Source organism: Massilia sp. CFBP9012, assembly GCF_034045115.1.
In the GTDB taxonomy this organism is placed as follows: domain Bacteria; phylum Pseudomonadota; class Gammaproteobacteria; order Burkholderiales; family Burkholderiaceae_D; genus Telluria.
Genome location: NZ_JAXCWM010000009.1, coordinates 124,255 through 144,858 on the forward strand (window position 1 = coordinate 124,255; position 20,604 = coordinate 144,858).

A 20,604-nucleotide genomic window follows, 5' to 3' on the forward strand; every position below is an offset into this window, starting at 1 on the left:
GGTCAGCGCCCCAGGTAGACTTCGATCACGCGTTCATCGGCCTGCACTTCGTCCATGCGGCCCTCGGCCAGCACCGATCCCTCGTGCAGCACCGTCACCTTGTCCTGGCGCGCGATGTGGGCGACGAAGCCCATGTCGTGTTCCACCACCATGATCGAGTGCTTCCCCCGTAATTCGTCGAGCAGCTCGGCGGTACGTTCGGTCTCGAAGTCGGACATGCCGGCCACCGGCTCGTCGAGCAGGATCAGCGCCGGCTCCTGGATCAGCAGCATGCCGATCTCGAGCCACTGCTTCTGACCATGCGACAGCAGGCCGGCCGGACGCCAAGCCTGGTCGTCCAGGCGAATCTGGCGCAGCACCGCGTCGATGCGGTCGCGCTGTTCGCCATCCAGGCGCGCGAACAACGCCGCACGCACCCGCTTGTCGGTCTTCAGCGCCAGTTCCAGGTTCTCGAACACGGTGTGCGATTCGAACACGGTCGGGCGCTGGAACTTGCGGCCGATGCCGGCGCGCGCGATCTGGTGCTCGCTCATCGTCGCCAGGTCATGGCGCTGGCCAAACCAGGCGCTGCCCGCCGTGGGGCGGGTCTTGCCGGTGATGACGTCCATCATCGTGGTCTTGCCGGCGCCATTCGGGCCGATGATGCAGCGCAGTTCACCGACCGAGATGTCGAGGTTCAGCCGGTTCAAGGCCCGAAAGCCGTCGAAGCTGACGCTTACGTCTTCCAGGTACAGGATCGCGCCGTGGCTGGTATCGAGCGCGTCGTCGTGGGCGAGCCTCATGCGGCTTCCTCCAATGCTTGTTCTTCCCTCAAAGCAGTTGGTGAGGCGCGCCGACGCGGCAGGCGCAGTCCCAACATCCCTTTCGGCATGAACAGCGTGACCAGAATGAACAGCATGCCGAGCGCGAACAGCCACAGGTCGGGGAAGGCGGCGGTGAACCAGCTCTTGAGGCCATTCACGGTGAACGCGCCCAGGATCGCCCCAATCAGCGTGCCGCGCCCACCCACCGCAACCCAGATCACCATCTCGATCGAGTTCGCCGGTGACATCTCGGACGGATTGATGATGCCGACCTGCGGCACGTAGAGCGCGCCGGCGATGCCGCACAGGACCGCCGACAGCGTCCACACGAACAGCTTGAACCACAGCGGATCGTAGCCGATGAACATCAGGCGCGGCTCGGCGTCGCGCACGCCCTGCAGCACCCGGCCCAGGCGCGACGCCACCAGCCAGCGGCACAGGCACAGCGCGCCGACCAGGAGGGCCAGCGTCACCAGGAACATCACCGCACGTGTACCAGGCGCGGTGATGTCGTGGCCGAGGATGCGGCGAAAATCGGTGAAGCCGTTGTTGCCACCGAAGCCAGTATCGTTACGGAAGAACAGCAACATGCAGGCGTAGGCCAGCGCCTGGGTGATGATCGAAAAGTACACGCCCTTGATGCGCGAACGGAAGGCGAAGTAGCCGAACACGAAGGCCAGCACGCCCGGCACCAGCACCACCAGCACCATGCAGTACCAGAAGCTGTCGGTAAAGGCCCAGAACCACGGCAGCTCCTGCCAGTCGAGGAAGACCATGAAGTCGGGCAGCGCGCTGCCGTACACGCCATCGCGGCCGATCGCGCGCATCAGGTACATGCCGTGGGCATAGGCGCCGAGCGCGAAGAACAGCGCGTGGCCGAGCGACAGGATGCCGGTATAGCCCCACACCAGGTCGAGCGCCAGCGCGGCAAGTGCGTAGCACATGAATTTTCCGACCAGCGCCAGCGTGTAGCCGGAAATGTGCAGCGTGTGCCCGGGAGGGAACACCAGGTGCAGCAGCGGCAGCAGCGCCGCCACGACGACCAGCACCACGAGAAGATAGCGGGCCGGCCGCGAGAACAGCGCTTGCGTCGGATGGGTCATTCCACACTCCTTCCCTTGAGCGCGAACAGTCCCTGCGGACGGCGCTGGATGAAGACCACGATGAAGACCAGGATGCCGATCTTGGTCAGCACGGCGCCAGTGAACGGTTCGAGCAGCTTGGTCAACTCTCCCAGGCCGAGCGCGGCGATCACGGTGCCGGCCAGTTGCCCGACGCCGCCCAGCACCACCACCATGAACGAATCGATGATGTAGGCCTGGCCCAGGTCGGGCCCGACGTTGCCGAGCTGGGACAGCGCCACGCCGCCCAGGCCGGCGATGCCGGAACCGAGGCCGAAGGTCAGCATGTCGATGCAGCCGGTCGGCACGCCGACGCAGTCGGCCATGCGCCGGTTCTGCATTACCGCACGCACGAACAAACCGAGCCGGGTGGCGTTGAGCAACAGCCAGACTGCGGCGGTGACCAGCGCCGCGAACACGATGATGGCGATGCGGTTGTACGGCAGCACGAGCGAGCCGAGTACGGTCACGCCACCCGCCATCCAGGCCGGATTGGCGACTTCGACGTTCTGGGCGCCAAACAGCGTGCGTACGCCCTGCATCAGCACCAGGCTGATGCCCCAGGTGGCGAGCAGGGTCTCGAGAGGACGGCCATATAGCCAGCGGATCACGGTGCGCTCGAGCGCCATGCCGGCCAGCGCCGCGACCAGGAATGCGGCCGGCAGCGCCGCCAGCAGATACCAATCGACTGACTCGGGAAGATAATGGCGAAACAGCGACTGCACCAGCCAGGTGGTGTAGGCGCCGATCATCAGCAGTTCGCCGTGCGCCATATTGATCACGCCCATCAGGCCGAACGTGATCGCCAGCCCGAGCGCGGCCAGCAGCAGCACGCTGCCCAGCGACAGCCCCTGGAACAGGCGGCCGGCCAGGTCGGCGCGGCGCTGACGGCCGTCGAGGGCGGCCAGCGCCGTGGCCGCGGCCACGCGCACCGACTCGTCGGTTTCAAAGCCCGGTTCCAGCAAGGCTTGCAGCAGCGGGCGCTGGGCCGCGTTGCCCGATTCTCCAAGCTGCACGGCGGCGGTGCGACGCTCGGCCGGGTCGTTCGATTGCAGTCCAATGCGCGCTACCAGCAGCGCCAGCACCGCGCGCACCTCGTCATCGGTCTCCTGAACCAGTGCGCGCCGCGCCGGCGCCGACTGGGCCGGATCTGGTTCGCCATCGAGCATGGCGCGCGCCGCTGCCAGCCGACGTGCGGGCTGCGGCGCGCCCAGGTCCATGCCGGACAACGCCGCCGCGATGGCCACGCGCAGCCGGTTGTTGACCATGATGGTTTCTGCACCCTCGGGCAGGCTGCCGTCCGGACCGGCGATGCCGACTTCCCCCTCCGCGGTCGCGTACAGCGCGTCGTCCTGCAGCGCGCGCAGTACCGCCGCCGCCTGCGGCGTGCCGAGTGCACCCAGGGACGCCACCGCCGTCACGCGGGCGTCGGGGTCGTCGCCGGCCAGCGGCGCCAGCAGCGCCGGCGCCACGCCTGCCGGTGTGGCCCAGGCGGCGCCGGCGACCAGCCACAGCGCGGCCAGCAGAACCCGTAATACGTGCATCGTCATGTGGCGCTCTCCTCGACCCGCAACCGTTGGTGCATCAGATCTTCTGCTTCGCTTCGTTGCCCTTGATGTAGGGGCTCCAGGGCTGGGCGCGGATTGGCGCCTTGCTCTTCCAGACCACGTTGAACTGGCCGTCGGCCTTGATCTCGCCGATCATCACCGGCTTGTGCAGGTGGTGGTTGGTGGCGTCCATCGTCAAGGTGAAGCCGGATGGCGCCTTGAAGGTCTGGCCGGCCATCGCCGCGATCACCTTGTCGGTATCGACCGACTTGGCTTTCTCGACCGCCTGTGCCCACATGTGGATGCCGACATAGGTCGCTTCCATCGGGTCATTGGTGACCGCCTTCTGCGCATTCGGCAGCTTCTTGGCCAGCGCGTAGGCTTTCCACTTCCTGGTGAATTCGGCGTTGACGGGGTTCTTCACCGACTCGAAGTAATTCCAGGCCGCCAGGTGGCCAACCAGTGGCCGGGTATCGACGCCGCGCAGTTCCTCTTCGCCGACCGAGAACGCCACCACCGGCACGTCGGTTGCCTTGATGCCGGCGTTGCCCAGTTCCTTGTAGAACGGGACATTGGAGTCGCCGTTGATGGTCGAGATCACCGCGGTCTTGCCGCCCGCCGAGAACTTCCTGATGTTGGCGACAATGGTCTGGTAGTCGGCGTGGCCGAACGGCGTATAGGCTTCCTGGATATCCTCGTCCTTCATTCCTTTGCTCTTGAGGAACGCACGCAGGATCTTGTTGGTGGTGCGTGGGTACACGTAGTCGGTGCCGAGCAGGACGAAGCGGCGCGCGCCGCCGCCATCCTTGCTCATCAGGTATTCGACGGCGGGAATCGCCTGCTGATTCGGCGCGGCGCCGGTGTAGAACACGTTCTTCTCGAGTTCTTCGCCTTCATACTGGACCGGGTAGAACAGCAGGCTATTGAGTTCCTTGAACACCGGCAGCACCGACTTGCGCGACACCGAGGTCCAGCAGCCGAACACCGCGGCTACCTTGTCGCGGGCTACCAACTGGCGCGCCTTCTCGGCGAACAGCGGCCAGTTCGAGGCCGGGTCGACCACCACCGGTTCGAGCTTGCGGCCCAACACCCCGCCCTTCGCATTGATTTCCTCGATGGCCATCAGGGCCACGTCCTTGAGCGTCGTCTCCGATATCGCCATGGTGCCCGACAGCGAATGCAGGATGCCGACCTTGATGGTCTCGGCCGCGGATGCCGGCAGGCCGCCAGCCAAGAGGGCGGTGGCCGCGGCGATATGGGTCAGGCGAGTGATGAATTGGCGACGCTGGTGCATGGTGATTCTCCTGGTCGATGAAATAAGGCACGCTCAGTACTGGACTTGCAGGTTGACGGCGAAGATCGAACGGTCGGCGAACGTGTCCTGCCGGGTCTTCGAATAGACCGCGCCAAGCTGGGCGTTGTAGCCGTCGATGATCCAGTTGACGCCGGCGTCGCTCTGGCGTGTGTCCAATCCGGTATCGGGACGGAACTGCTGGTAGCGCACGAACGGCTGCAGCCGGCCGGCGCCGGCATTGGCGGCGAAGATGTAGCCGAGACCCGCCGACCAGGCCTTGCCCTGCTCGGCCAGCACCACGTCGTCGTTGCGGTAGTGGTAGTACGCCGCTTCGACGGAGAGCGCGCCGCCCGGCAGGCGTTTCTCAAGCAGGAAGTCGACGTTCCAAGCGGTGTAGTTGCCGACGTCCGACACGGTGAGCACGCCCTCCTTCTGGTAGCGCGCGGCGACGCCGATCGCCAGGATGTCCTTGCTGCCCAGGTAGTTGCCGGTGCCGTAGTAGCCCGGCTCGGCGTCCCAGAAATCGTATTGCAGGCGCCCGGAGAACATCGGCTGGTCGCCGGCATCGACGCCGGCGGCGCGCGCCTGGCCCTGGGTCAGGCTGCCGATGCCGAAGGTGCGGCCTTCGAAGGCGCCGAACGAATATCCCAGTTTGCCGTCGGCCACATTGCCCCACACGACCACGCCGTCGTCGCGGCCGCGGAAGATGCCGCCGTTGTAGCCGTAGCGCGACGCCACGCCGGCCCAGTAGCCGCCGCCGAGCGAGTAGTACGGTCCGGCCATGTTGGCGCGGTCGCTGGGCGAGAGCAGGCGTCCCGCCCAGACATTCAGCGCCGGTGAGATGGTGAACTGGGCGGCGGCGTCCAGCACGCGGATCCGGTCGCCGTCCCATTCGGTATTGAACATGCCGCCGATGGTCTCGTTCAGGGTGGCGCCGAAGTACAGGCGGCCGCTGTCGAGGTTGAAGTCGTGCGAGCGGCTGTCGCCATCCGGTGCGCCATCCTCGACGCTGGCGTAACTGGCGCGGGAGCCGAAGCCGACCGAGACCGAACGGTCCGGACCGATGGGAATCGTCGCGCCGGCCTGGGCCTGGGCTGCGGCGCAGGCGCACAGCAGAACGGAAAGCTTGAAGGTGGATCGCATGCGGTCCTCGTTGTGGGGTGGGCGGGATTGCCTGAAATGTTTCCTGTTGCGAAAAGATTAGCGACCCGCGCCGCGTTCGGACATACGTCACTTGGCGTATTGAGGGTGGCTTCCCGCGCCGGGATACTGGTCACGGAAGAGCTGTCCCGTCACCGATCACTTACCCCTCACGCACAACCATGACCAATCACCCGAGCGCCCCCCCTCTCTCCACCGCGTTCTGGACGCTGGCCGACTGGGCCGCCGCCTATCGGAACGGCGCCAATCCGGCCGACCTGCTGGCGCCGCTGGTGGCTGCGCTGGATGACGCCGACCCGGCCTGGATCACGCGTCTCGACGGCGCTGCGCTGGCCGCGCGCCTGGAACGGCTGGCGCAGCAGCGCGACGGCGCCGGCGACCTGCCCCTGTACGGCGTGCCATTCGCGGTCAAGGACAATATCGACGTGGCCGGACTGCCGACCACCTGCGCCTGTCCCGACTTCGCTCACGTGCCGGAGACCAGCGCCGCCGTCATCGCGCGCCTGGAAGCGGCCGGCGCGGTCGTCATCGGCAAGACCAACCTCGACCAGTTCGCCACCGGCCTGGTGGGAACGCGCTCGCCGTATGGTCCAGTACCCAATTCGTTCGATCCGGAGTACGTCAGCGGCGGCTCGAGTTCGGGCTCGGCGTCGGCGGTGGCGCGCGGCCTGGTGCCGTTCGCGCTCGGTACCGATACTGCCGGCTCGGGCCGGGTGCCAGCCGGCCACAACAACCTGGTAGGCCTGAAGCCGACCCGCGGCCTGGTCTCGACGCGCGGGCTGGTGCCGGCCTGCCGCACGCTCGATTGCATTACCGTGCTGGCCCTGAGCGTGGACGATGCCGATGCGGCGCTGCGCGTAATGGCCGGCTTCGATGCGGACGATCCGTATTCCCGGCATGCGCCGGCGCGGCCGGTGACATGGCCGGCGCGGCCGGTGCTGGGCGTGCCGCTCGCGTACGACTGGTTCGGCGATACGAACGCCGAAAGCCTGCATCTGGACGCCTTGCAGCGTCTGGCGGCACTGGGCGTCGAATTGAAACCGGTCGACTTCGGGCCACTATTCGAGACCGCCGCGCTGCTGTACGAAGGCCCCTGGGTGGCCGAGCGCTACGCAGCAATCGCCCCCTTGATGCAGAAGCACCCCGAATCCGTCCATCCGACCGTGCGCGCCATCATCGGCCGCGCCACCAATTTCAGCGCCGTCGACGTCTACCAAGCCGAATACCGCCGCATGGCGCTGGCGCGCCAGGCCGAGAACCTGATGGCGGGCCTGGACGGCCTGCTGGTGCCGACCGCACCCACCATCCCCACCATCGCCGACGTGCTCGCCGATCCGGTCACGCTCAATTCGCGCATGGGCGTGTACACCAACTTCGTCAACCTGCTGGACTGGAGCGCGATCGCCCTGCCGGCCGGGATCCGCAACGACGGCCTGCCGGCCGGGATCACCCTGATCGCCCCGAGCTGGCACGAGGCGCGCCTGCTTGAATTCGGGCGCAGCTGGCAGACGGCGTCACCATGGTTGCGCGGTGCCTCGGGTCAGCCGCTTCCCGCGCCAATGCCCCCTGCGCCATCGCTCGACGGCCAGGTCGTGCTGGCCGTGGTCGGCGCCCACCTGTCCGGCATGCCGCTTAACTGGCAGCTGGCCGAGCGCGGCGCCGTGCTGCTGGAAGCGACGCAAACGTCCAGCGCCTATCGCCTGTATGCGCTGCCCGGCACCGTGCCGCCCAAGCCGGGACTGGTGCGCATCGGCGCCGGCGCGCCGATCGCCGTCGAACTGTGGGCGATGCCGGTCGAACGCTTCGGTTCCTTCGTGGCGCTGATCCCGGCACCGTTGGGCATCGGCACGCTGGAACTGGCCGACGGCCGCAGCGTGCAGGGCTTCGTCTGCGAATCGTGGGCCACTGCCGGCGCCCAGGACATCACGGCGCTGGGCGGCTGGCGCGCCTATATCGCCACGCGCTAAAACGACGTTTCCCGGGCTTGATCCCTGACTGGAGTATCCGACCATGTTCCACACCGTCCTGATCGCCAACCGCGGCGAAATCGCCGTGCGCATCGCGCGCACCCTCAAGAAGATGGGCATCCGCTCGGTGGCCGTCCATTCCGACGCCGACCGCGACAGCCTGCACGTCGCCGCCGCCGATGTCGCAGTATCCCTGGGCGGCAACAGCGCCGCCGAGAGCTATCTGCGCGGCGAACGCATCCTGGACATCGCGCGCGAGACCGGCGCCCAGGCGATCATTCCCGGCTACGGCTTCCTGTCCGAAAACACCGAATTCGCCGAACAGTGCGCTGCAGCAGGCATCGTGTTCGTGGGGCCGACGCCCAGCCAGGTGCGCCGCTTCGGCCTGAAACACACGTCGCGCGAGATCGCGCAGGCCGCCGGGGTGCCGCTCACGCCCGGCACCGGACTTTTAAATGATCTCGACGAAGCACGCGCCGCCGCCGAACGTATCGGCTATCCGGTCATGCTCAAGAGCACCGCCGGCGGTGGTGGCATCGGGCTGTCGCGCTGCGACGAAGCAGCGCAGCTGGATGCGGCTTTCGCCTCGGTCCAGCGCCTGGGCCAGAACTTCTTCAAGGACAGCGGCGTTTTCATCGAGCGCTTCGTCGCCGATGCGCGCCACGTCGAGGTGCAGATCTTCGGCGATGGCCGCGGGCGCGTGGTGGCGCTGGGCGAGCGCGATTGCTCGGTGCAGCGCCGCAACCAGAAAGTGGTCGAGGAAACGCCGGCGCCGCTCCTGCCGCCCGCCACCCGCACCGCCATGCTGGACGCCGCAGTGCGCCTGGGCCAGGCGGTGGACTATGTCTCGGCCGGCACCGTCGAATTCATCTACGACGGCGCGCGCGACGCCTTTTATTTTTTGGAGGTGAACACACGCCTGCAGGTCGAGCATCCGATCACCGAGCTTGTTACCGGTCTCGATCTGGTCGAATGGATGGTGCGCATCGCGGCCGGCGAGCCGCCCTCCTTCGACGACCTGGCAACGCCGCAAGGCGCGGCGATCGAAGTGCGCATCTATGCCGAAAACCCGGCGCGCAACTTCCAGCCGGCGCCGGGCGTGCTGACCGAGGTGGCCTTTCCCGAAGGCGTACGGGTCGACACCTGGGTGCGCACCGGCACCGAGGTATCGGCCCATTACGATCCCATGATCGCCAAGGTCATCGCCCACGGCGCCGACCGCGAAGATGCACGCCGCAAGCTGCTGGCCGCGCTGGAGGCGACCCGCCTGCACGGCAGCGCCACCAACCTCGACTACCTGCGCGGCATCCTGGCCAGCAGCGCCTTCGCCGAAGGCCGCGTCTCGACCGGCTTCCTCGACACCTACACCCACGAATCGGCGCTGGTCGAAGTACTCGAAGGCGGCACCTACACCACCGTGCAGGATTACCCGGGACGCGCCGGCTACTGGGACATCGGCGTGCCGCCGTCAGGCCCGATGGACGACCTGGCCTTCCGCCTGGCCAACCGCATCGTCGGCAACGACGAAGGTGCGGCCGGTCTCGAATGCACGCTGCAGGGCCCGACCCTGCGCTTTCACGGCGACGCGCTGATTGCCTTGACCGGCGCGCCGGCAGAGGCGACGCTGGACGGTGGCCTGCCCCTGCCCTGGTGGCAGCCGGTCCTGGTGCGCGCCGGCCAGGTGCTGCGCATGGGACGCGCAACCAGCGGCTGCCGCAGTTACCTCGCACTGCGCCACGGCCTCGATGTGCCCGATTACCTGGGCAGCAAGTCGACCTTCGTGCTAGGCAAGTTCGGCGGTCATGCCGGGCGCACGCTGGGCGTGGGCGACGTGCTGCCGATCTGCCGTCCCGGGCCTGACGCCGACGCCCTGCCGATACCCCAGGGAATGGCGCAGGCGCCGGCGTACGGGCGTCACTGGGACATCGGCGTGCTGTACGGCCCGCACGGCGCGCCGGACTTCTTCACCGAAGACAGCATCGCGACCTTCTTCGCCACCGACTACGAGGTGCACTACAACTCGAACCGCCTGGGCGTGCGCCTGGTCGGTCCGAAGCCCGCATGGACCCGCAGCGACGGCGGCGAGGCCGGCCTGCATCCGTCCAATGTGCACGACTGCGTGTACGCGATCGGCAGCGTCAACTTCACTGGCGACACGCCGGTGATTCTGACCTGCGACGGTCCGAGCCTGGGCGGCTTCGTGTGCCCGGTGACGATCGCGCGCGCTGAACTGTGGAAAGTCGGCCAGGTAAAGCCGGGCGACACGATCCGCTTCAGGCGCATCGGTTTTGAAGACGCCCTGGCGCTTGAACTGGCCCAGGATGCGGCGATCCGCGCGCTCGCGCCCTTGCCTTCCCTGCCAATCCTGTCGGAGCAAGCCGTATCGACCGGCTGCGTGCTGGCCGCGCTGCCCGCCGATGGCGAACGGCCCGCGGTGGCTTATCGCCAGGCCGGCGACAAGTACATCCTGCTGGAATACGGTCCCAACGTGCTGGACCTGCGCGTGCGGCTGCGCATCCACCTGTTGATGGAGGCATTGAAGGCGTTGCGCCTACCCGGCGTGCAGGAACTCTCGCCCGGGGTGCGCTCGGTGCAGATCCACTACGACAGCCGGGTGTTGGCACAGGATGCGCTGCTGACGCGGTTGATGGCGCTCGAAGCGCAACTGTCCGGCATCGAAGGCGTGCAGGTCCCGAGCCGGATCGTGCACCTGCCGCTGGCGTTCGAGGATTCGGCCACGCTCGGCGCGGTCGAACGCTACCGCGAAACCGTAAAGGCCGAGGCGCCCTGGTTGCCGAACAACGTCGACTTCATCCAGCGCATCAATGGGCTGGACAGCCGCGAGGCCGTGCGTGACGCCATCTTCGACGCCAGTTACATGGTGATGGGTCTCGGCGACGTGTATCTGGGGGCGCCGTGCGCGGTGCCGCTCGACCCGCGCCACCGGCTGCTGACGTCGAAGTACAACCCGGCGCGTACCTATACCGCCGAGGGCACGGTCGGCATCGGCGGTATCTATATGTGTATCTACGGGATGGACTCGCCCGGTGGCTACCAGCTGGTGGGGCGCACGGTACCGATCTGGAATAAATTCCTCCATAACCGCCAGTTTGGCGACCAGCCCTGGCTGCTGCGCTTCTTCGATCGGGTGCGCTTCTATCCGGTGGGCGAGATTGAACTCGAGGCGTTCCGCGATGACTTCCGCGCCGGACGTGCCCAGCTACACATCGAGGAATCGGTGTTCGACCTGGTCACGCACGAACGCGAACTGGCGCAGGATGCCGACGCGATCGCGCAGTTCCGGGCGCGCCAGCAGGCCGCCTTCACGGCCGAAGTGGCGTTGTGGCATGAAGACGCCGGCGCTGGCGCCCAGGCGGACGAAGAAGTGCAGGCGCTGTCCGATATCTCCGGCACCGCGGTCGCGGCCGAGATGTCGGGCAATGTCTGGAAGCTGCTGGTGGAACCCGGCCAGGCGGTGCAGGCCGGCCAGGTGGTGGCGATCCTGGAGGCGATGAAGATGGAGTTCTCGGTGCAGGCGCCGCACGCCGGGACGGTAACGGCAGTGTATTGCCGCGCTGGCAAAATGGTCGATGCGGGACAGGCGCTGTTCGCGCTCGAGGTAGCGTGAGAGTCAGTCGCGACGCACGCGCCGCTTCGGCGCCAGCACGCGCCAGGCCGGTACTGTCAACTTACCGTAGTCCGCAAAGCTTTGTAAGCTAGCGGGATGACAAGCTCTCAACGTTAACGTGGCTCCGCTACCCTCGCGAGATCATCAGCCATGTGGTCTGGCTCTACTTCCGGTTTTCGTTGAGTTTTCGCGACATCGAGGAGCTCATGGCCAGCCGCGCCCTGCCAACTGCAATACTTAAAAAACTTAAGAAGGTTGAAAGCTTTAATTCGCATTAGGCAAGCATAGTAAAAATGCTCCCTGAAATAAAATTTGTCAGAATCTCTACAATTCCAAGGTCTGCTTTGGGTCGGAAGCAGCCAGTCCCGATCCATGCCGTGTTAGTGTCCTTACGACGTTGTCAGGTCAGGGACGAAGTGGGGGCGCAGCTATTTCGATATCCTGCGGGTCAGTCGCAGCTATTCAGCGAAAAATCGTCGCAGCTATTAGCAAAATCTGATGGGCGTAGCCCCGTGCCGCAGTACCTTTCTTCGCATCTATTTCAGAAAGTCAGAGAAGCATTCGAGGATTGCGCGGCCGATGCCGCGCGAGCCTCCGCTGACGAGTACCTTGCGTCCTTGCAGTCCGAGATCCATGAGAGTGTGCTTTATAAAGTGAAAAAGGCCAGTCGGATGACTGGCCTGCCGGCGCCCCGCTGGCTTACTTGCGCAGCTTGTAGGCGATGATGGCGTCGCTGTTGCCGGTCTCCATGAAGGCGTGACCGGTGGCGGCGATCAGGATGTACTGCTCGCCGTTGACTTCATAGGCGATCGGGTTGGCCTGGCCGCCGGCCGGCAGCACGTCGGTCCACACGGTCTTGCCGGTGCGGATGTCAATCGCGCGGAACAGGTTATCGGTGGCGGCGCCGATGAACACCAGGCCGCCGGCCGTCACCACCGAACCGCCGTTGTTGGGCAGGCCGATGTCGAACGGGATGTACGACGGGATGCCCCATGGGCCGTTACGGCGCGCGGTGCCGAGCGGACCATCCCACAAGGTCTCGCCGGTGTCCAGGCTGACGGCGCGGATGCCGCCGTACGGCGGTGCAGTGCATGGCACGCCGGTGCCGATATTGCGCCAGCCGGCATTCACGCTGATGGCATACGGGGCATTGATCTGCGGGTAGACCGAGGAACCGCCCTCGCCCTTGCCGGCCGCCTTGGCGTTGGCGTCCTTGCTGGCATAGATCGGCTGCACGCCCATCCTGTTGGCCTGCTCACGCGGGATCAGCTGGCTGCGGTTAGGCACGTCGTTGTAGTTGGCGATCAAGATGCGGCGTACCGGGTCGATCGCGACCGAACCCCAGTCCGAACCGCCGTTGTAGCCGGGGTACTGGATCCAGGGCTTGTCGCTCGACGGTGGCGTCAGGTAACCTGCGTAGTTCGACTGGCGGAACTGGATCCGGCACATCAGTTGATCGACCGGCGAGAAGCCCCACATATCGGCTTCGGTTTTAGCGTCCTTGCGCAGGCTGTGCCAGCCCGACGTCGGCTGGGTCTCGGCCACGAACGCCGGCTCGACCGAACCGAGCTTGGGCGCCTTGACGCTGCCGATGGGGATCAAGGGCTTGCCGGTGGCGCGGTCGAAGATATACATATCGCCCTGCTTGGTCGGCAGCAGGATAGCTGCGACCGGCTTGCCGTCGGCGCCGGGATAATTCAACAGGCTCGGCTGGCTGCCGAGATCGTAGTCCCACAGGTCGCGCTGCAGCGCCTGGAAGTGCCAGACGTCGCGGCCAGTAGTCACATCCACCGCCACCAGCGAATCGGAGTACTTGTTCTCGGCCTCGCTGCGGTTGCCGCCGAAATAGTCGATCGACGAATTACTGATCGGCAGGTAGACCAGGCCCAGCGCTTCGTCACCGACCGCGGTGGTCCACATATTCGGGGTGCCGCGGGTATAGGTCTGTCCTGGCGCCGGACCCTTGACGTTGTCCGGGTTGCCCAGGTCCCAGGCCCAGGCCAGCTGGCCGGTGACGGCGTCGTAGCCACGGATCACTCCGGATGGGGCGTCTTCGTCCTGGCCGTCGCGCACCTGGGCGCCGGTGACGATCACGCCGCGCACCACGGTCGGCGCCGCGGTCGGCGAATACCAGCCCGGCACCTTCTTGCCGAGGTCTTGCCACAGGTCGACCTGGCCCGGCTTGCCGCCGGCGCCGCCGAAGTCCGCGCACGGCTTGCCGTCGCGCAGGTCGACCGCGACGATGCGGGCGTCCAGCGTGGTGCTGATCACGCGCGTCTTGCAGGCGGCATCGTCAGCCAGCTGGGGCGCGGTGTACACCGCCACGCCGCGGCATACGGCGGCATGGGCGATGCCTTCGCTCGGCACCTGCGGATCGTAGCGCCAGCGCTGCTCGCCGGTGGCGGCGTTGACCGCGAACAGGATGTTCTTGGCCGAGCACACCAGAAGGTCGTTGCCGATCTTGAGCGGCGTATTGGCCGGCGAATAGCGTTCGCCCTTGGCCGGCAGGTCGCCGGTGTGGAACACGAAGGCGCGTTCGAGGCGGCCGACATTGTCCGGCGTGATCTGCGACAGCGCGCTGTAGCGCTGGGCGCTGGCGTCGCCACCATAGGTCGGCCAGTCGGCCGTGGTTCCGCCGACTGCGCCGGCCAGGACGGCCGGGAACTGCGCCGACTCCACACTGCGCACGCCTTCGCGCGCCACCAGCACGCCGAGCAGCGCCAGCACGGCGATCGCGGCCAGCGCAGAACCGGTTTGCAGCGGATCGAGCGCACGCCGGCGCGCGCCGGCGGCCGGCGCCCGGGACAGCATCGGCGACAACACCAGCGCCAGCATGAACAGCACCGTGACGCCGACCACGCGCGGCACCAGGCCCCAGCCATTGAAGCCGACTTCCCACACGGCCCAGGCCAGCGTGGCCAGCCAGGCGACGCCGATCACGGCCTGACCGCCGCGTTTCCTGCGCGCCAGCAGCACGGCGCCGGCCACCAGGGCGGCGCCAGCTAGCGCGTAATACGGGCTGCCGCCGACGGCGACCAGCCATATTCCTCCACCCAGCATGGCCAGGCCGAACAGGCCGATGAACAGGGTAATGACGACGAGGGCGATGCGCCAGCCCGTGCCGGCCACTGGCGCAGACGGCTGGGCAGGGTTGCGCTTCTTGTTGGTAGTACTCATGGTGCTCCAGTTTTCACGACAATAAGGATGAACAGGTGTTACGACAGCGCTTTCAGCCCACCGGGCGGCGCGCTCCGAAGACCGACAGGGCCGACCCGACGATCAGCAGGATGCCGACCACGGCGAAGGCGGCGGCGAACCCGCCGGTGCCCGCCACCACGTAGCCAGTGACGATCGGCGCCAGCAGGCCGAACAGGTTGCCGACGGCGGTGACGAAACCAGCGGCGGTGCCCACGTCCTCGCTCGAGCGCAACAGGTCGTTGACGAGGGACAGGTTGAGCGAAATGGCCGAGGCGCAGGTCGCCAGCGACAGCGTGATGACCAGCAGGATGGCCCAGGTCTCGGCCAGCATCGGCACCAGCAGGATTACGGACGACCCGAGCAGCACGGCGCCGACCACCAGGCGCCGTCCGCCGGCCTGCGCGGCGCGCGGGCTGACAACCAGGTCGCTGATGCGACCTACCACGATCGCCAGCACCGCCGCGCCCAGGTAGGGAATCGCGGTGTACATCGAACTGGTCATGACCGACAGCCCCTTCTCGGCCTGCAGGTAGGATGGCAGCCAGGTGAGGAAGAAATAGGTGGCGTACACGGCGCAGCCGTGCGACAGGCCGATCGCCCACATGGTGCGCGAACCTGCCAGGCCCCGGATACCGAGCGGCGCGACTGCGCTGACGCCGGCAGTGCCGGCGGCGTCGGCCGCCGTGATTTCGCGCAGCTCGGCCGCGCTCAGCCACGGCGCCTTGCTCGGATGTCGGTACCACTTGAGCCAGGCCGCCAGCCAGACGAAGCCGGTCGCCCCCGCCGCCACGAAGGCGATGCGCCAGCCGACCGTGGTGATCAGCCAACCGAAGCCGATCGCGCCCACCGCCGGGCCCACCAGGCTGCCGCTGTGGAACACGGCGGTGGCCATCCCGCGCTCCTTGAGTGGCATCCAGTCGCGCACCACGCGCGCGCCGGCAGGATAGGTGGTGGCTTCGCCGGCACCCATCACCAGGCGCGCCGCCAGCAGCGAATAGAAGCCCGTGGCAAATGCGGTGCACACGGTGGCGATGGACCACACGCCGATGCCATAGGTGTTGACCCGCTTGGGGCCGTAGCGCCCGACCAGGTAGCCCATTGGGATCAGCGCGATGAAGTACAACCACACAAATGACGACAGCAGGTAACCCATGGCCACCGGCGAGATGCCAAATTCCTCCCTTAGCGCGGTGGAAGCGACCGAAAGCGAAATGCGGTCGATGTAGTTAATGAGCGTGAGCGTGAAGAGGAAGACGTAGATCCAGATCCGCTTCTTCGGGCCGTGCGCTTGCGTCGTCGCGTCGGGAGCCGACGCCACTGACTGTTCGATATTCATCTCCGTTGTCCTTTTTATTTGTCTATGCCCGTCTTTGACGGTGCAGGTTTGCCGCCGGCCCGCCAGGGACCGGCGCTGGCCGGCCTCAGCCCAGCCAAGTGCGGATATTGCCAGCCATGACCTCGAGCGAGATGCCATAGCGGTCGTGCAGCGTTGGAAGCGCCCCGGCGTCCAGGAACCGGTCCGGCAGCGCCACATGGCGCAATTGCGGCATCACCCGCGCTTGCAGGAGCGCCATCGCGATCGCCTCGCCCAGCCCGCCGATCTGGCTGTGGTTCTCGGCGATGACGACGAGCCGCCCTTCGCGCCGACAGGAGGCGACGATGGTGTCGACATCAAGCGGCTTGATGGTGGCCACGTGCAGCACCCCCACGTCGATTTTGTCGGCAGCCAGCAGATCGGCGACTTCCAGCGCGCGCATTGTCATCAGGCCACTCGCGATCACCAGCACGTCCTTGCCATCGCGCAGCAGCTTGGCCTTGCCGATTTCGAACTGATAATCGTACTCATCCAGGACCAGCGGCACCCGGCCGCGCGCCAGTCGCATATAGACCGGCCCCTCGTGACGCGCGATGGCCGCCACGCACTGGCTGGTCTCGAGCGCATCGCAGGGATCGATCACGGTCAGGCCGGGAATCGCCCGCATCATGGCCAGGTCTTCGGTCGCCTGGTGGCTGGGTCCGTAGCCGGTCGTCAAACCCGGCAGCGCGGCGCAAATCTTGACATTCAGGTTTTCCTCTGCGATCACCTGATGGATGAAATCATAGGCGCGGCGGGTGGCGAAGACGGCATAGGTGGTAGCAAAGGGAATGAAGCCTTCCTTCGCCATGCCGCCCGCGGCCGCCATCAGCAGTTGCTCGGCCATCCCCATCTGCAGGAAGCGCTCCGGGAATTCGCGAGCGAAGATGTGCAGGTCGGTGTACTTGGCCAGGTCGGCGGTCATGCCGACAATCCGCGGATCGCGTTGCCCTTCCCTGACCAGCGCGTGGCCGAATGGCGCCGGTTCCGTGCGCTGGCCCTCGGAAGCGATCGAGGCGATCATGGCCGACGTCGTCAGGCGCGGCTTGGCGACGGGGGCCGGGGTGGCGGAAGTGCTCGGGATCATGCTTGGCTCCGGTTGGCGTAGGTGGTGTCGAGCGCGGCGATGGCTTGCTGCCACTCGTCGGCTTCCACACGGATGAAATGGTTCTTGTCGCGCTCTTCCAGGAATGGCACGCCCTTGCCCATCAGGGTATCGAACAGGATCACGCGCGGCCTAGGCTCGTCCAGCGCCAGCGCGGCGTCGAATGCGGCGATGACCGCCGCCATGTCGTTGCCATCGACCCGCTGCACGTGCCAGCCGAAGGCCGCCCATTTGTCGGCCAGCGGCTCGAAGTTCATGATCTCGTGTGATGCGCCATCGGCCTGCTGGCGGTTGATGTCGACCAGGTTGATCAGGTTCGACAGCTTGTGGTGCGAGGCCGACATGGCCGCCTCCCACACCGCGCCTTCGTCCAGTTCGCCGTCCGACATCGAGTTGAACACGCGGGCTGTGCTGCCCTTCATGCGCAGGCCGAGCGCCATGCCGACCCCGATCGCCAGTCCCTGGCCGAGGGAGCCGCCCGAGATTTCCATGCCCGGCGTGTAGGTCGCCATGCCCGACATCGGCAGGCGGCTGTCGTCGGCGCCGTAGGTGTCGAGTTCGTCTTCAGCCAGGACGCCGGCCTCGAACAGCGCGGCGTACTGGGCAATGGCGTAATGGCCGTGCGACAGCAGGAAGCGGTCGCGCCCTTCCCATTCCGGCTCGGCAGGGCGGATGTTCATGGCGTGGCAGTACGCCACCGCCAGCACGTCGGCCCAGCCCAGCGCTTGGCCGACATAGCCCTGGCCCTGTACCTCGCCCATGCGCAGGGCAAAGCGACGCATGCGCCAGGCATGTGTCTGGAGTCGATCGAAAATGTTATCTGCAGCGTGAGCGCGCACTGGCGCCGCGACAAGGTCGCCTGAATCGGGCATGGTCTCCCCCGGTAGATGAGATGAAAAAAGAATGGCGCCGCGCCTGCTGTTTCATGCAAAATGTTCAGCAGTGGGCGTCTTGTTTTATACCTGAACCGATTTTCACGCAAAGCGATGAGTGGGACAAAAGAATTATTTACGCCGGGTAGTGAATCATTTTCACTAGTTAAGCAATTCCGCCGAATTCCCTTGAGTTCGCTGCGGGTGTTCGAGGCGGCCGGCCGCACCGGCTCCTTCGCCGCCGCCGCCAGGGAAGTCGACCTGTCGCCGAGCGCGGTCAGCCACGCCATTCGCAAGCTTGAGGAAAGCGCGGGCATGGGCCTGTTCGTGCGCACCACGCGTTCGCTGGTGCTCACGCGCGAGGGACGCATGCTGCTCGAGCACGTGCAGCGCGGCTTCGAGGAGATGCAGCGCGGCTTCCAGCGCGCGCTGCCCGACATCCACGTGATGCCGTTGCGCCTGCACACCGCGCCCGCGTTTGCCACGCAATGGCTGATGCCGCGTCTTGGGACGTTCATGGAGGGCAATCCGGGCATCGCGCTGCGCTTTTCCGCCGACACCCGGTATGCGACGTTTGACGACAACGATCACGATATCGACATCGTGTATGGGACGCCGGCCACCTCGCGCCACGAGATCATCCCACTAGTCGTCGAAGAATTGACGCCGATGTGCAGCCCACAGATCGCCGAGCGCATCGCGGGGGTACACGACCTGTACGCGACACCGCTGGTGCAAAGCGAAGGCCAGTCGGTGCAATGGGGAGGATGGTTCACCGCCAACGGGCTGGCCACGCCCGGCGACTTTGCGCTGGCATTCGATCGCAGCGCAATGGCGATCTCCGCAGCGGTCGACGGGCTGGGAGTTGTGCTGGAGTCGACCCTGTTGGCGCAGCGCGAACTGGCTTCAGGAAAGCTGGTGGCGCCGCTGATGGGACGCAGCACGACGGTGCGCTATGTCGGGCACCACCTGGTGCATCCACGCGCGCTCGATCCGCATGGCGCGGCAGCGCGCTTCAAGCGCTGGCTGCTGGCAGAACTGGCTGTGCCGCACGAGCCTTGAGCCGGCCCGTACCATCGGTCTGTTAAAAGGCGTGCCGCATGCCGAGGCTGGTGGCGCGGTCGCCGCTGCCGCCTTCGCTGGCGTTGCCGACCGTGTAGGCGGCGCCGTGGCGGTTATCGATGCGCGCGTGCACCGCATACAGCTCGGTGCGCTTCGACAGCGCATAGCGGTAGCCGACCGCAGTCTGGCGCGCATCCTGGTCGAGAGCGCCGCGGTCGTTCTTGCGAATCACGGACAGCATCAGCGCATGCGGGCCCAACGGCAGCAGTATGCCAAGCATCGCGTCGGCGCTGTCGGTCGACGCCATCGCCGGTTGCAGCTGTCCATAGGGGTTGGCGGTATTGCGCAGTACAGCGCTGTTGGGGCCGCGATTACGTCCATAGGCGCCATGCACACGGACGATGCCCAGGTCGTAGACGGCGGCGAGCACAATATTGCGGCCGCGTCCGGGCGCCTGCCCAGGCACGCTGTCGCTCCTGCGCTTGTGGTAACCGAAGCGCATCCGCAATCGACCCCGCCTGGCATCGACCGCGGCACCGAGCTGGCGGCCGCCTGCGCGCCCGGCACTGCTGTCCCCGGGCGCAGCCGCCAGTTCGATGCTTATCCCACCCATCGCCGGCGAGATGTACTTGACGGTAATGTCCATGCGGCTGAAAGCGTTGCCGCTGGTGGCGAAGAGATTCTTGCTGTCCGCGACGTATCCGGAACCGAATGGATCAGCGATGACCACGGACTGGTAGTGGGGCGTGTACTGGCGCCCCACCAGCATGCTGCCGAGCCGACCCTGCAGGCCGACATAGGCCTGGCGTCCGAACAGCAGGCCGCCCTGCCCGACCTCGCCGGTGTCGGCCTGGAAACCGTTTTCCAGCACGAAGACCGCCTTCAATCCATTGCCAAGCAGTTCGCTGCCCATGATGCCGATGCGCGAACCCATCGGCACGCCGCTGGTGAGTTTGGTGAGTGAGCCGTGCTTGCCGCCGGCCTCGCGTACCAGCGCCATGTCGACCACGCCGTACAGTGTGATGGTGTCCTGGGCGATAGCCGGTGCGATGGCCAAGGCAAGCCAGGCGCAGGCGAACTTCGCTGCGTTCATGCGTCAGTCTCCGTATGTGAGCGGTCGCCAGCCAGGGCGCCGACATCTGTGTCGTGGCGGCGAGATGGTGCTCACGCAACCAGCTCACTCGCAGAGGTAGTCATTCTTACAGGAAGGCCACGGGTCGACAAAAGAGAACTTTGCAGCACTTCGTGAATTCAATTCATGGCGGCACCGACGCTGGCTTCGCGCAGTTGAGGTACCGCGATGTTGATGGGTCAGGAATACACCGACTACGATGTCGCGCTCGATAGACAATGCTGAAAACCGCGGAATATACGACTTCTCGCAATGCGAATGTCCGTCGAGCATGAATCGCCACCAATTTCCCCGAGATTTGTGAGTCTCAGAGTCTCGGTTCAAATAAGGAATCCGAACGCAAATCGCCGGCGAAAGCCG

13 protein-coding genes and 1 pseudogene are annotated in these 20,604 nt (G+C 66.3%); 4 read left to right on the forward strand and 10 right to left on the reverse strand.

Going from position 1 to position 20,604, the window contains the following annotated elements; genetic code table 11:
- Nucleotides 1-2: 2 nt before the first annotated feature.
- The 5 genes from urtD to SOM61_RS16445 are packed head-to-tail and all read right to left on the reverse strand — an operon-like array spanning nt 3 to nt 5,908.
- A complete protein-coding gene (gene urtD, locus SOM61_RS16425; RefSeq protein ID WP_320475074.1) occupies nt 3-782 on the reverse strand; it encodes an urea ABC transporter ATP-binding protein UrtD in 780 nt (259 codons plus the stop codon).
- Nucleotides 779-1,906 carry an urea ABC transporter permease subunit UrtC gene (gene urtC / locus SOM61_RS16430; protein WP_320475075.1) on the reverse strand — a complete coding sequence of 376 codons (1,128 nt, stop codon included), beginning with the start codon at nt 1,904-1,906 and terminating at the stop codon, nt 779-781. Before urtC ends, urtD begins: the two co-directional genes overlap by 4 nt.
- The gene (gene urtB, locus SOM61_RS16435; protein ID WP_320475194.1) at nt 1,903-3,468 is read right to left on the reverse strand and encodes an urea ABC transporter permease subunit UrtB; all 1,566 of its coding nucleotides are present in this window, start codon (nt 3,466-3,468) and stop codon (nt 1,903-1,905) included. Before urtB ends, urtC begins: the two co-directional genes overlap by 4 nt.
- Nucleotides 3,469-3,508: 40 nt before the next feature.
- Complete coding sequence (urtA, locus tag SOM61_RS16440) at nt 3,509-4,765, reverse strand: urea ABC transporter substrate-binding protein (RefSeq protein ID WP_320475076.1); 1,257 nt, start codon at nt 4,763-4,765, stop codon at nt 3,509-3,511.
- A gap of 33 nt (nt 4,766-4,798) precedes the next feature.
- On the reverse strand, nt 4,799-5,908 hold the full coding sequence (locus SOM61_RS16445) for a porin (protein WP_320475077.1): 1,110 nt from the start codon (nt 5,906-5,908) through the stop codon (nt 4,799-4,801).
- 179 nt (nt 5,909-6,087) lie between these two features.
- Between SOM61_RS16445 and atzF the strand changes: the two genes are divergently transcribed.
- The 3 genes and pseudogenes from atzF to SOM61_RS16460 form a co-directional block, all read left to right on the forward strand.
- Nucleotides 6,088-7,893, forward strand: coding sequence for an allophanate hydrolase (atzF, locus tag SOM61_RS16450; RefSeq protein WP_320475078.1), 1,806 nt, complete (start codon nt 6,088-6,090; stop codon nt 7,891-7,893).
- Nucleotides 7,894-7,936: 43 nt separating this feature from the next.
- Nucleotides 7,937-11,521 (forward strand): urea carboxylase, encoded by a 3,585-nt coding sequence (uca, locus tag SOM61_RS16455; RefSeq protein WP_320475079.1) that lies wholly within the window; start codon nt 7,937-7,939, stop codon nt 11,519-11,521.
- Nucleotides 11,522-11,661: 140 nt separating this feature from the next.
- Nucleotides 11,662-11,745: pseudogene (locus SOM61_RS16460) on the forward strand (IS6 family transposase); the annotation flags it as partial.
- Nucleotides 11,746-12,220: 475 nt separating this feature from the next.
- On the opposite strand, the gene SOM61_RS16465 reads toward SOM61_RS16460, so the two are convergent.
- The 4 genes from SOM61_RS16465 to SOM61_RS16480 form a co-directional block, all read right to left on the reverse strand.
- Nucleotides 12,221-14,698, reverse strand: a complete 2,478-nt coding sequence (locus SOM61_RS16465) for a pyrroloquinoline quinone-dependent dehydrogenase (RefSeq protein ID WP_320475080.1) — start codon at nt 14,696-14,698, stop codon at nt 12,221-12,223.
- Between the two features lie 52 nt (nt 14,699-14,750).
- Entirely contained in the window at nt 14,751-16,055 is a 1,305-nt protein-coding gene (locus SOM61_RS16470; RefSeq protein ID WP_320475081.1) for an MFS transporter, read from the reverse strand.
- An 85-nt stretch (nt 16,056-16,140) separates the two neighbouring features.
- Nucleotides 16,141-17,160: a transketolase family protein gene (locus SOM61_RS16475; protein ID WP_320475082.1), complete on the reverse strand. Its 1,020-nt coding sequence runs from the start codon at nt 17,158-17,160 to the stop codon at nt 16,141-16,143.
- Nucleotides 17,157-17,960, reverse strand: a complete 804-nt coding sequence (locus SOM61_RS16480; protein ID WP_320475083.1) for a transketolase — start codon at nt 17,958-17,960, stop codon at nt 17,157-17,159. Before SOM61_RS16480 ends, SOM61_RS16475 begins: the two co-directional genes overlap by 4 nt.
- 279 nt (nt 17,961-18,239) lie before the next feature.
- On the opposite strand from SOM61_RS16480, the gene SOM61_RS16485 reads away from it, so the two are divergent.
- On the forward strand, nt 18,240-19,112 hold the full coding sequence (locus SOM61_RS16485) for a LysR substrate-binding domain-containing protein (protein WP_320475084.1): 873 nt from the start codon (nt 18,240-18,242) through the stop codon (nt 19,110-19,112).
- A gap of 22 nt (nt 19,113-19,134) precedes the next feature.
- Here SOM61_RS16485 and SOM61_RS16490 read toward each other — a convergent pair whose 3' ends face one another.
- Complete coding sequence (locus tag SOM61_RS16490) at nt 19,135-20,205, reverse strand: porin (protein ID WP_320475085.1); 1,071 nt, start codon at nt 20,203-20,205, stop codon at nt 19,135-19,137.
- Between the last annotated feature and the right edge of the window lie 399 nt (nt 20,206-20,604).